The following is an 11,978-nucleotide window of genomic DNA, read 5'->3' as shown; positions in this document are numbered from 1 at the left end:
TCCCCCAGTCGGATACCCGGTCGGGTGGACCCGGTTACCCTGGCCTCGTACGGGCCTCATAGTCGAGGTCCACCGGAGGAGCACCCAGGAGTCGGGGATGACTGGAACTGGGGGCGGCTACTGGCGCCGCCTCGTGCGTCGGCTGACCACCGACGTGAGCGAGCTGGACGCCGACGACCTCTCGCGAAAAGCCGTGGAGATCGGCGCCGTCCGGGCGTGCGACTGCAAGTCCGGCCAGGAGGTGACCGTGCTCGGCCGGCTGCGCACCGTCGAGCTGTGCCCCCGGGACGCCGCCGCGACGCTGGAGGCCGAGCTGTACGACGGCACCGAGGGCGTGACCCTCGTCTGGCTGGGCCGGCGGCGGATCGCCGGCATCGAGCCGGGCCGGACCATCAAGGCCCGTGGGCGCATCGCCGTCCGTGACGGGCGCAAGGTGCTCTACAACCCCTACTACGAGCTGCAGACCGCTTCATGACCTCAACCGAATCAGAGAAGCAGCCGACCCTCCTGGAGCAGATGGGCGGGGTCAGCGGCTTGCTGTTCTCGTCGTTGCCGGTGGTGGTCTTCGTCCTGGTGAACGCCTTCGCGGGGCTCATGCCCGCGATCTGGAGCGCGCTGGGGTCGGCCGTGGTCATCGGCATCGTGCTCGCCATGCGCAAGGGCAGCGTCCAGCCGGCCGTGTCCGCGGTGTTCGGCGTCGGCATCGCCGCCTTCATCGCCTACCGGACCGGTGACGCCAAGGGCTTCTTCCTGTTCGGCATCTGGCAGAGCCTGGTCTACGCGGGCGTCTTCGTGGCCTCGATCGTGGTCCGCTGGCCCCTGGCCGGTGTCATCTGGAGCTTCCTCAACGGCCAGGGCACGGCGTGGCGCAAGGACAAGGCTTCGGTCCGCGACTACGACATCGCCACGCTCGTCTGGGCGCTGGTGTTCGGCTCGCGGTTCGTCGTCCAGCGCTGGCTCTACGACGAGGCCTCGGTGGGCTGGCTCGCCGCCGCGAAGCTGGCCATGGGCTACCCGCTGATGGCCGTGGCCCTGGTGGCGACCGTCTGGGCCGTCCGCCGTTCGGACAAGCGCCTCAAGGCCGCCCAGGCCGAGGAGGAAGAGGAGAACAGAGCCGCCGAGGAGCGGCTCCGTTCCCAGTACGACTAGTCCTTGCGCCCGGTGACGGCCACGGTGACGCCGAGCCCGATCATGGCCAGCCCACCCGTGCCCCCGACCAGCGAAAGCCGCCTGGGCGACCGCGCGAACCACCCCCGCGCGGTCGCCGCGGCCAGTCCCCACACGCTGTCGGACACCACGGCGATCACGTTGAACACGAGCCCCAGCAGCAGCATCTGCGCCACGACGTGCCCCTGAGCCCGGTCCACGAACTGCGGCAGCACGGCGGCGAAGAACACGATCGTCTTGGGATTGGCCACCCCGACCGCGAACCCTTCCCAGAGCGTCCGCCAAGCGCCCCTCACGACGCCCCCGCCGTCGAACGAGGCCACCATCGCGCCACGCTCCCGGAACGCCTTGACCCCGAGGTAGACGAGGTAAGCGGCCCCAACAAGCTTGAGCACGGTGAACACCACCACCGACCGCTCAACGACCGCGCCCACCCCCAACGCCACCGCGACGACCAGCGCATAAGCCCCGAGGGTGTTCCCGAAAACGCTCATGAGCGCAGCCCGCTTCCCCTGCGCCAACGCCCGTCCGACAACGAACAGCACGCTGGGCCCGGGAATGATGATCAACAGGAACGACATCGCCGCAAAGGCAAGCAACCGGTCAGTGGACACCATGCCGGCATGCTAAGTGCCCCACCAGCACAACCACACCCAAGTTTCCACCCCCAGAACCCCTCCCAGGCGCGCAGCGCCCACAGCGGCAAAGCCGCCAAGCGGGCAGTCCACCGAAGGGGACACAAGCAAGAAGCCCCCGCTTTGGCAGTTGTGTCATCTTTGGTGGCTCGCCCGCCGGCGAGGCTCTTTTGATCTTTGAACTTGACGCTGACGCTCTCAAGCCCTCGCTTCGCGGGTCCTCACGCAACGCGCTCCGCGCTCGCAAGCTCGAACGCGCTCCGCGCTCTCAAGATCAAAAGCGGCTGAGGAGGCCTCCAGTGGGGGGAAGGGCGTCGTGTCCCCCACCGCATGACCTGGCGGAGCCAACCACACTTTTCGGGGGTCGGTCGAAAAACTTTTTGCTCGTTCCTCGCAAAAACTTTTTGGCCCGACCCCCGAAAAGTGTGGTAGCCCTTCGGGCAGGTCATACGGTGGGGGACACGAGGCCCCTCCCCTGGGCTAATTAGCCCAAAGGAAGCGCCTTCGGCGCCCTAGTAACCCAGAGCGGACCGGATCTCGCGTTCCACGTCGGCCGCGGCGACGAACAGCAGTTCGTCCCCACCCTCCAACGTGTCGTCCGGCGTCGGCACGATCACGCGCCCGCCCCGCAGGATCGTCACCAACGCCGCGTCCCGTGGCAGGGCCAGGGAGTTCACCGGCGACCCGGCCAACGGGGTGTCCTCCGGCAGGGTGATTTCCACCAGGTTCGCCTGGCCCTGGCGCAGGGTCAGCAGCCGCACCACGTCGCCTACCGTCACCGCCTCCTCGACCAGCGCCGACAGGATCCGCGGCGTCGAGACCGCCACGTCCACGCCCCACGACTCGGTGAACAGCCACTCGTTGCTCGGGTCGTTGACCCGCGCCACCACCCGGCGCACCGCGAACTCGGTCTTGGCCAGCAGCGACACCACCAGGTTGACCTTGTCGTCCCCGGTCGCCGCGATGACCACGTCGCACAGCTGCATCCCGGCGTCTTCCAGCGACGACAGCTCGCAGGCGTCCGCCTGCACCCACTCCGCCTGCTCCACGGTGTGCGGCTCGAAGTGGTTCCGGTCCCGTTCGATCAGCATCACCTGGTGGCCGTCGGCCACCAGCTCCGCCGCGATGGACCGGCCGACGGCACCCGCCCCAGCGATCGCGATCCGCACGTCAGGCCTCCTCAGGGGCGTGGGCCGCCGCGGCGGCCACGTCGGTCACCGTGCCGGACAGCGCGGCCACGTACACGACGTCGTCGGCCTGCAGCACCGTCTTTGACTCCGGCAGCACGCCCGTCCCGAAGCGCATGATGAACGCCACCCGGCACCCGGTCGCCTCCTGGAACGAGCGCACCGAGTGGCCCACCCAGCCCTCGTCCAGCTCCAGCGGCAGCACGGCCACCGCGCCGGACGGGTCGCGCCACGCCGTCGCCGCGCCCTCGGGCAGCAACATCCGCAGGAACCGGTCCGTGGTCCACGGCACCGTCGCCACGGTCGGGATGCCCAGGCGCTCGTACACCGCCGCGCGCTTCTCGTCGTAGATGCGGGCGACCACGGCGTCCACGCCGAACGTCTCCCGCGCCACCCGGGCCGAGATGATGTTCGAGTTGTCGCCGCTGGACACCGCCGCGAACGCGCCCGCCCGCTCGATGCCCGCCTCGATGAGCACCTTCTGGTCGAACCCGTTGCCGACGACCTGCTGGCCGTGGAAGTCCGCGCCCAGCCGCCGGAAGGACTGGGGGTCCTTGTCGATCACCGCGACCTGGTGGTCCAGGCGTTCCAGGGCCTTGGCCAGGGAGGATCCCACCCGGCCGCACCCCATGATCACCACGTGCACGAAAGCCTCCTGAACGACGCCTGGGAAGAACCTACCGACGATTACTCCGACCAGGGGAGGAGGACCCCTTACGCTGTGCACCCGTGTCCAAGCTCGCAACCGCGGCCAAGCGCCTCCTGGTCGGCAGGCCCTTCCGGAGCGACCGTCTCGCCCACACGCTCCTGCCGAAGAGGATCGCGCTGCCGGTGTTCGCCTCGGACGCCATGTCCTCCGTGGCCTACGCGCCTGAGGAGATCTTCCTCGTCCTGTCGATCGCGGGGCTGAGCGCCTACACGTTCGCCCCGTGGGTCGGGATCGTCGTCGTCATCGTCATGCTGACCGTGGTCGCGAGCTACCGCCAGAACGTCCACGCCTACCCGTCCGGCGGCGGCGACTACGAGGTCGCCACGGTCAACCTCGGCCAGCGGGCCGGCCTCACCGTGGCCAGCGCCCTGCTGGTCGACTACATCCTCACCGTCGCGGTCTCGATCTCCTCCGCCGCGGCGAACATCGGCTCGGCCGTCCCGTTCGTCGCCACCCACAAGGTGGAGTTCGCCGTCGCCGCGATCGTCCTGCTCACCGCCGTCAACCTGCGCGGCATCCGCGAGTCGGGCGCGGCGTTCGCCATCCCGACCTACGCGTTCATGGTCGGCATCCTGGTCATGATCGGCTACGGCCTGGTCCGGGGCGTGGTCATGGGCGACGAGATGCGCGCCGAGAGCGCCGGGTTCGAGCTGCGCGCCGAGGACGACCACCTGCTCGGCCTGGCGTTCGTGTTCCTGGTCCTGCGCGCCTTCTCCTCCGGCTGCGCGGCGCTGACCGGCGTCGAGGCCATCTCCAACGGCGTCCCGGCGTTCCGCAAGCCGAAATCGCGCAACGCGGCGACCACGCTGCTCATGATGGGCCTGATCGCCGTCACGATGCTGATGGGCCTGATCGTCCTGGCCCAGATGACCGGCGTGAAGATGGCCGAGGACCCCGGTCACCAGCTCGTCGGCGCGCCCGAGGGCTACGAGCAGAAGACGATGGTCGCCCAGATCGCCCACGCGGTGTTCGAGGGCTTCCCGGCCGGGTTCTTCTTCATCACCCTGGTCACCGCGCTGATCCTGGTCCTGGCCGCGAACACCGCGTTCAACGGCTTCCCGGTGCTCGGCTCGATCCTCGCCCAGGACCGCTACCTGCCCCGCCAGCTGCACACCCGCGGCGACCGGCTGGCGTTCAGCAACGGCATCGTCTTCCTCGCCGCCGCCGCGGTCATCCTGGTCATCGCGTTCGACGCCGAGGTCACCAAGCTCATCCAGCTCTACATCGTGGGCGTGTTCGTGTCGTTCACGATGAGCCAGACCGGCATGATCCGGCACTGGAACCGGCTCCTCTCGACCGAGACCGACCCGGTCGCCCGCAACCGCATGCGCCGCTCGCAGGCCATCAACGCGTTCGGCCTGTTCATGACCGGTTCGGTGCTCATCGTCGTGCTCATCACGAAGTTCACCAAGGGCGCCTGGATCGCCATCGCCGCGATGGCCGCCATCTACGCCCTGATGACCGCGATCCGCCGCCACTACGACCGGGTCGCCGAGGAGCTGCGCCAGCAGGAGCGGCAGAAGCTGCTCCCCGCCCGCAACCACGCGATGGTGCTGGTCAGCAAGCTGCACATGCCAACCCTGCGCGCCTTGGCCTACGCCAAGGCCACCCGTCCCGACGTGCTCGAAGCGGTCACCGTGAACGTGGACGACGCCGACACCCGCCGGCTGGTCGCGGACTGGGAGAAGGAGAACTTCAAGGTCCCGCTCAAGGTCATCGAGTCGCCCTACCGGGAGATCACCAAGCCGGTGCTGGACTACGTCAAGCGCGTCCGCACCGACAACCCGCGCGACGTGGTGACCGTGTTCATCCCGGAGTACGTGGTCGGTCACTGGTGGGAGCAGTTCCTCCACAACCAGAGCGCGCTGCGGTTGAAGGGCAGACTGTTGTTCCAACCCGGGGTGATGGTGACGAGCGTGCCGTGGCAGCTCGCGTCGTCGTCCAAGGTGACCGACAAGGACGTGATCGCGCCCGGAGCCATCCGGCGCGGCTTGGACAAACGCGGCGGTAACGAGAAGTGACGGCCACCTGGAAGCAGCGGCTCATCGAGGTCGAGGTGGGCGCGGTCGCCCACGGCGGGCACTGCGTCGCCCGGCACGAGGGCCGCGTGGTGTTCGTGCGGCACGCCCTGCCGGGCGAGCGCGTGCGCGTGCGGATCACCGAGGACACCGGCGGGTCGTTCTGCCGGGGCGACGCCGTCGAAGTCCTCCAAGCTTCACCCGATCGGGTGGAACCGCCGTGCCCGTTCTCCGGACCCGGGCTCTGCGGCGGCTGCGACTGGCAGCACGCGTCGTGGGAGGCGCAGCGCGAGCTGAAGGCCGCCGTGGTCAGCGAGCAGCTGCACCGGCTGGCCAAGCTCGACTGGGAGGTCATCGTCGAGGACCTGCCCGGCGGCCCCACCGACTGGCGCACCCGGATGCGGATGGCGGTCGCCCCCGACGGCCGGCCCGGCTTCCGCGCCCACCGCAGCCACGACGTCGTCCCCGTGGACCACTGCGTCATCGCCGTCCCCGGCGCCCTGGACCCGGTCGTCGGCCGCACCTGGCCGCCCGGGTCCGAGCTGGTCGTGACCCGCGACGCGGGCGGCCAGGTGCACCTGACCGAGGTCGGCCCGCCGGTCGTGCGGCGCGTCCGGCCCGTCCCCGGCCCGGCCAAGCGCCGCGCGGGCAGCGGCACCGCCACCGAACTGGCCGCCCACCGCGCCTGGAACCTGCGCGCCGACGGCTTCTGGCAGGTCCACCCGGCCGCCGCCGACACCCTCGCCGCCGTGGTCCGCGACTGGGCCGACTGCCGGCCCGGCGACCGCGCCTGGGACCTCTACGGCGGGGTCGGGCTGTTCGCGTCCGTGCTGGCCGAGCAGGTCGGCGAGAGCGGCTCGGTGGCCGTGGTCGAGTCCTCGACCGGCGCGGTCGAGGACGGCCGGGTCAACCTGTCCGACCTGCCGCAGGTCGCCTGGTACCCGGGCCGCACCGAGCAGGTCCTGGAGACCCCCGACTTCACCGACCTCCCGCCCGACGTGGTCGTGCTCGACCCGCCGCGCAAGGGCGCCGGCCGCGGCGTGGTGACCGCGATCGCCCGCAGCCGGCCCGCCCGTGTGGTCTACGTCGCGTGCGACCCCGCGGCCCTCGCCCGCGACATCGCGTCCTTTTCACACCTCGGCTACGAGTTGACCCAGCTCAGGGCGTTCGACGCGTTCCCGATGACGCACCACGTCGAATGCGTGGCGCTGCTGGAGCCCGTTCGCTGAGCGCCGTCTCAGCCAGTGGTCCGTAGACTGACCGGACGATCGGGGAGAGAAACCACAGGCGAGGTGGAGCGGTGGGCTTGCTGGAATCCGTGCACGGACCGGCGGATCTGAAACGGCTGGAGCACGACGAGCTGGTGCGGCTCGCCGAGGAGATCCGGCGGTTCCTGGTCGAGAAGGTCTCCCGGACCGGCGGCCACCTGGGGCCCAACCTCGGCGTGGTCGAGCTGACCATGGCCGTGCACCGGGTGTTCGACTCGCCGCGCGACCCCGTGGTGTTCGACACCGGCCACCAGAGCTACGTCCACAAGATCCTCACCGGCCGCGCCGCCGGGTTCGACTCGCTGCGCCAGAAGGGCGGCCTGTCCGGCTACCCCTCGCGCGCCGAGAGCGAGCACGACGTCGAGGAGAACAGCCACGCCTCCACGGCCCTGTCCTACGCCGACGGCCTGGCCAAGGCCTTCCAGCTCACCGGTCGCGGCGGCCACGTCGTCGCGGTCGTCGGCGACGGCGCGCTGACCGGCGGCATGTGCTGGGAGGCGCTGAACAACATCGCCGCCGGCACCGACCGGCCCGTGGTGATCGTGGTCAACGACAACGGCCGGTCCTACTCGCCCACCATCGGCGGCCTGGCCGACCACCTGGCGTCGCTGCGCCTGCAGCCCGGCTACGAGCGGGCCCTGGAACGCGGCAAGAACGCCCTGCAGAGCGCCCCGATCGTCGGCAAGCCCCTCTACGCGGCCCTGCACGCGGCCAAGCGCGGCATCAAGGACGCGCTGAGCCCGCAGGCCATGTTCGAGGACCTGGGCATGAAGTACATCGGGCCGGTCGACGGGCACGACCTCCCGGCGCTGGAGTCCGCGCTGCGCCGCGCCAAGTCCTTCGGCGGCCCGGTCATCGTCCACACCGTGACCCGCAAGGGCATGGGCTTCGCCCCGGCCGAGAACCACGAGGCCGACCAGATGCACGCCACCGGCGTCATCGACCCCATCACCGGCGAGAACGTCGGCCCGTCCAAGCGCACGTGGACCCACGTGTTCGCCGACGAGCTGGCCGCGCTGGGCGGCGAGCGCTCCGACCTGGTCGCCATCACGGCCGCCATGCGCGGCCCGACGGGCCTGGACAAGTTCGCGGGCCTGTACCCGGACCGGTGCTTCGACGTCGGCATCGCCGAGCAGCACGCCATGACCTCGGCCGCGGGCCTGGCCATGGGCGGCCTGCACCCGGTGGTCGCGGTGTACGCCACGTTCCTCAACCGGGCGTTCGACCAGCTGCTGATGGACGTCGCCATGCACAAGCAGGGCGTCACCGTCGTGCTCGACCGCTCCGGCATCACCGGCCCCGACGGCGCGTCCCACCACGGCATGTGGGACCTGTCGATCTGCGGCCTGGTCCCCGGCATCCACGTGGCCGCCCCGCGCGACGCGGCGACGCTGCGCGAGGAGCTGCGCGAGGCGGTCGCGATCTCCGACGCGCCGTCGGTCGTGCGCTACCCGAAGGCCTCGGTGGGCGAGGACCTGCCCGCTGTCGAGCGCGTCGGCACGGTCGACGTGCTCAGCCGCTCCGGTGACGACGTGCTGCTGGTGACCGTGGGCGCGTTCGGCGGGCTGGGCGTGTCCGCCGCGCAGCGCCTGGCCGACCAGGGCATCGGCGTGACCGTGGTGGACCCGCGCTGGGTGTTCCCGGTGTCGCCGGACCTGGTGGCGCTGGCGGCCCGGCACCGGCTCGTGGTGACCGTCGAGGACGGCGGCCGGCACGGCGGCTTCGGCTGGGCCCTGGCCGCCGCGCTGCGCGACGCCGGCGTGGACACCCCGTTGCGCGACCTGGGCATCCCGCAGGAGTTCCACCAGCACGGCGAACGCGCGGAAGTCCTGGCCGAGCTGGGCCTGACCGCTCAGGACGTGGCTCGTCGCATCACCGAGTGGGTCGTCGCCTCCCAGCCGGAGGAAATCGACGCGACCGTCGAGAAGTAGGCCGGTTACCCTTCCTCCGCCCGGCCAGTGGCCCGGACGGCTCTGCCGCTCCGGGTTCCGCGATGGCGAGCCGGGCGCACTGGTAACCGCGCTGTCAACGCGAATCAGGGGTTCGATTCCCTTACCTCGCCGCGACCCCGGCCGAGCACCGGGTGCAGGGCTCTGCGGGCTTCGGGCCCCCGCCCGACACCCCACGGCCGGGGTCGCGGTCCGCGTTCGCGAGCGTCTTCGGGAGGAGGGGACGTGAAGCACACGCTCATGCCGTGGGAACGCGGCGTGCACTTCAGCAAGGGCTCCGTGGTGGGCGAACTGGGCCCCGGTGAGCACCGCGTCCCCCGCCGCGACCTCGTCCAGCGGGTCGACGTCCGGCCCCGCTCCCACACCCCCGCCTGGCAGGACATCCCGACCGCCGACGGCGTCCTGGTCCGCGTGACCCTCGTGATCACGTGGGCGGTCGCCGACGCCACGGCGTTCGTCCTGACCGCGCCCAACCCCGAGCACGAGCTGCACCTGGTCTTCCAGCTCGCGCTGCGCTCCGCCGTGCTGGGCCGCACCCACGACCAGGTGGACCCGGACCGCGACGCCATCGGCGCGGAGGTCTTCGCCGCGGTCCAGGCCCGCGCGGCCCAGTTGGGCGTCGCGGTCGCGTCGGTCGCCGTGCGGGACGTCGTCATGCCGCCCGAACTGCGCAAGGCGGCACTGGCCGAGATCGTGGCGCGCGCGGAGGCCAAGGCGGCGCTCGAACGGGCCCGCGGCGAGACGGCCGCCATGCGGTCGCTGCTCAACGCCGCCCGCCTCGCCGAGGACCACCCGGCCCTGCTGCGGCTGCGCGCGCTCCAGTCCGCCCAGACCGTCGTGGTCGAACAGCCGTCCTCCTGAGCCGGTGGGGGCGACGGCCGTCCTAAGCACCCTCTCAGGGATGTGTGGCACCTTTGTGAGGTGCGCATCCTGGTAGTCGAGGACGAGGTGCCGCTGGCCGACGCGATCGCGCGCGGCCTGCGGCGCGAAGGCATGGCCGTGGACGTCGCCTACGACGGCGAGACCGGCCACGAGAAGGTCACCGTCACCCGCTACGACGTCGTCGTGCTGGACCGCGACCTGCCCGGCATGTCCGGCGACGAGCTGTGCAAGGAGATCCTCGGCTCCGGCGCGCTGACCCGGGTCATGATGCTCACCGCCAGCGCCGGCATCGACGACCGCGTCGCCGGCCTGTCCCTCGGCGCGGACGACTACCTGGCCAAGCCCTTCGCGTTCCCCGAACTGGTCGCGCGGGTGCGCGCCCTGGCCCGGCGCGCCACCCCCGCCACCCCGCCGCTGCTCACCGCCCGCGACGTCGAGCTGGACCCGGCCCGGCGCACCGTGCGGCGCGGCGGGCAGCCCGTCGAGCTGACCCGCAAGGAGTTCGGCGTGCTGGAGGTGTTGCTGGCCGCCAAGGGGTCCGTGGTCAGCAGCGAGGAACTGCTCGAACGCGTGTGGGACGAGAACGCCGACCCGTTCACCACGACCGTCCGGGTCACCGTCATGACGCTGCGCAAGAAGCTCGGCGAGCCGGGCATCATCGACACGGTCGTCGGCTCCGGGTACCGCGTGCCCACCGCCGGCCTGCCTGAGTGACGCCGGCGCTGCGCCGCCGCGGGCCGGGACTGCGCGCCCGGCTCACCCTGCTCGCCACCGGGCTCGTCGCGTTCGTCAGCGGACTGCTCCTGCTCCTGGGCTGGATGCTGGTCGGCCGCGTGGTCGCCTCCTCGCCCCGGTTCCCGGAGGGCAGCACGGTCGTCGTGGACGGCGTCGAGGTGGACTCCGGGGTGCTCGCCGACGCGCTGGGCCAACAGGCGCGCGACGACGTGCTGCGGTCGGGGACGATCGCCTTCCTGTGCGTGGTGGCCGCCGCCGCGCTGCTCGCGTGGACCATCGCCGGCCGCGTCCTGCAACCCGTGCACGACGTCACCGACGCGGCCCGGCGGCTGTCCGCCGAGTCGCTGGGGGAGCGGCTGCGCCTGGCCGGCCCGCGCGACGAGGTCGCCGAGCTGGCCGACACGTTCGACGAGATGCTCGACCGGCTGCAGGCCGCGTTCGACTCGCAGCGGCGGTTCGTCGCCAACGCGTCCCACGAGCTCCGCACGCCCCTGTCGGTGATCCGGACCGAGCTGGACGTGACCCTCTCCGACCCCGACGCGGACGAGGAGGAGTTGCGGCGCATGGCGTCCGTGGTGCGGTCGGCGACCGAACGGGCCGAGCAACTGGTGAGCGCTCTGTTGCTGCTCGCGCGCACGGACGGGCTGGGGTTGGCCGTGCGGGAGCCGGTGGACCTGAACGCCGTGGTCGAGTCCGCGTGGAAGGCCGTGCGCGGGGAGGCCGGGGAACGCCAGGTGCGGGCGTCGTTCGTGACCGCGCCGGCGCCGGCCGTCGGCGACCCGGCCCTGCTGGAGCGGATCGCGGGCAACCTGCTGGAGAACGCCGTGCGGCACAACGTGCCCGGCGGGTGGATCGAGGTGCGCACCGAGGGCGGGCCGGAGTGGACGTCCCTGCGGGTGTCCTCCTCGGGGCCGGTCATCGCGCCGGACCGGGTGGAGGAGCTGTTCGAGCCGTTCCGCCGGGGCGTGGCCGACCGGACCGCGCGCACGGGGACGGGGCTGGGGCTGTCCATCGTGCGGGCCGCCGTCGCAGCTCACGAGGGTCGCGTGCAGGCGTCCGCCATCCCCGGCGGCGGGCTGTCGGTGGCGGTCTTCCTGCCGTGCGCGCCCCGCTGAAAACTCGTTCGCGTGGCCCCGGTCACACATGATCCGGTTTCCGGGTGGGTACACGGGGGTTGACCTGCGCGAACCGGGCCCCGGACCCCCGATTTGTCTCCGCGTTGGGCGGGGTGTAACTTTCTCTCTGCCAGCGCGGAACGGGCCGGAACGAAGAAGCCGGAACGGAGCGCGGCGAACATCAGCCCCAGATCAAGTCGCAAGAAGCGATGAGTGACGGTGAGCGCGTGTTCTTTGAGAACTCAACAGCGTGCCGAATAGCCAGTAAATTTATGAACCTCGTCAAGAGGTTTCCTTTGAGATTGACTGGACA

General features: G+C 71.3%; 11 protein-coding genes and 1 tRNA gene. 9 read left to right on the top strand and 3 right to left on the bottom strand.

The window, feature by feature from the left end:
• Positions 1 to 97: 97 nt before the first annotated feature.
• Positions 98 to 475: an OB-fold nucleic acid binding domain-containing protein gene (locus AB0A74_RS28030; protein ID WP_337728907.1), complete on the top strand. Its 378-nt coding sequence runs from the start codon at positions 98 to 100 to the stop codon at positions 473 to 475.
• Positions 472 to 1,149: a DUF3159 domain-containing protein gene (locus AB0A74_RS28025; RefSeq protein ID WP_343936290.1), complete on the top strand. Its 678-nt coding sequence runs from the start codon at positions 472 to 474 to the stop codon at positions 1,147 to 1,149. Before AB0A74_RS28030 ends, AB0A74_RS28025 begins: the two co-directional genes overlap by 4 nt.
• Here the strand turns inward: AB0A74_RS28025 and AB0A74_RS28020 are convergent.
• The 3 genes from AB0A74_RS28020 to AB0A74_RS28010 form a co-directional block, all read right to left on the bottom strand.
• Positions 1,146 to 1,784, bottom strand: a complete 639-nt coding sequence (locus AB0A74_RS28020) for a LysE family translocator (RefSeq protein WP_358253978.1) — start codon at positions 1,782 to 1,784, stop codon at positions 1,146 to 1,148. The genes AB0A74_RS28025 and AB0A74_RS28020 overlap by 4 nt on opposite strands.
• 530 nt (positions 1,785 to 2,314) lie before the next feature.
• Positions 2,315 to 2,971, bottom strand: coding sequence for a TrkA family potassium uptake protein (locus tag AB0A74_RS28015; protein WP_358253977.1), 657 nt, complete (start codon positions 2,969 to 2,971; stop codon positions 2,315 to 2,317).
• A 1-nt stretch (position 2,972) separates the two neighbouring features.
• A complete protein-coding gene (locus AB0A74_RS28010; protein WP_343936294.1) occupies positions 2,973 to 3,635 on the bottom strand; it encodes a TrkA family potassium uptake protein in 663 nt (220 codons plus the stop codon).
• 83 nt (positions 3,636 to 3,718) lie between these two features.
• On the opposite strand from AB0A74_RS28010, the gene AB0A74_RS28005 reads away from it, so the two are divergent.
• The 7 genes from AB0A74_RS28005 (at position 3,719) to AB0A74_RS27975 (ending at position 11,665) form a co-directional block, all read left to right on the top strand.
• Complete coding sequence (locus AB0A74_RS28005) at positions 3,719 to 5,719, top strand: APC family permease (RefSeq protein ID WP_358253975.1); 2,001 nt, start codon at positions 3,719 to 3,721, stop codon at positions 5,717 to 5,719.
• Complete coding sequence (locus AB0A74_RS28000; protein ID WP_358253973.1) at positions 5,716 to 6,945, top strand: class I SAM-dependent RNA methyltransferase; 1,230 nt, start codon at positions 5,716 to 5,718, stop codon at positions 6,943 to 6,945. The genes AB0A74_RS28005 and AB0A74_RS28000 overlap by 4 nt, the downstream gene beginning before the upstream one ends.
• A 71-nt stretch (positions 6,946 to 7,016) precedes the next feature.
• Positions 7,017 to 8,915 carry a 1-deoxy-D-xylulose-5-phosphate synthase gene (dxs, locus tag AB0A74_RS27995; protein ID WP_358253971.1) on the top strand — a complete coding sequence of 633 codons (1,899 nt, stop codon included), beginning with the start codon at positions 7,017 to 7,019 and terminating at the stop codon, positions 8,913 to 8,915.
• A 64-nt stretch (positions 8,916 to 8,979) separates the two neighbouring features.
• Positions 8,980 to 9,047, top strand: a tRNA-Ser gene (locus AB0A74_RS27990).
• Positions 9,048 to 9,158: 111 nt separating this feature from the next.
• Positions 9,159 to 9,794, top strand: coding sequence for a slipin family protein (locus tag AB0A74_RS27985; RefSeq protein WP_358253969.1), 636 nt, complete (start codon positions 9,159 to 9,161; stop codon positions 9,792 to 9,794).
• A 60-nt stretch (positions 9,795 to 9,854) separates the two neighbouring features.
• Positions 9,855 to 10,529 (top strand): response regulator transcription factor, encoded by a 675-nt coding sequence (locus tag AB0A74_RS27980; RefSeq protein WP_358253967.1) that lies wholly within the window; start codon positions 9,855 to 9,857, stop codon positions 10,527 to 10,529.
• A complete protein-coding gene (locus AB0A74_RS27975; protein ID WP_358253965.1) occupies positions 10,526 to 11,665 on the top strand; it encodes a HAMP domain-containing sensor histidine kinase in 1,140 nt (379 codons plus the stop codon). Before AB0A74_RS27980 ends, AB0A74_RS27975 begins: the two co-directional genes overlap by 4 nt.
• Positions 11,666 to 11,978: the final 313 nt, after the last annotated feature.

The sequence above is a fragment of the Saccharothrix sp. NPDC042600 genome, assembly GCF_040647305.1.
Classification (GTDB): domain Bacteria; phylum Actinomycetota; class Actinomycetes; order Mycobacteriales; family Pseudonocardiaceae; genus Actinosynnema; species Actinosynnema mutabilis.
This window is presented reverse-complemented; position numbering and strand designations above follow the sequence as displayed.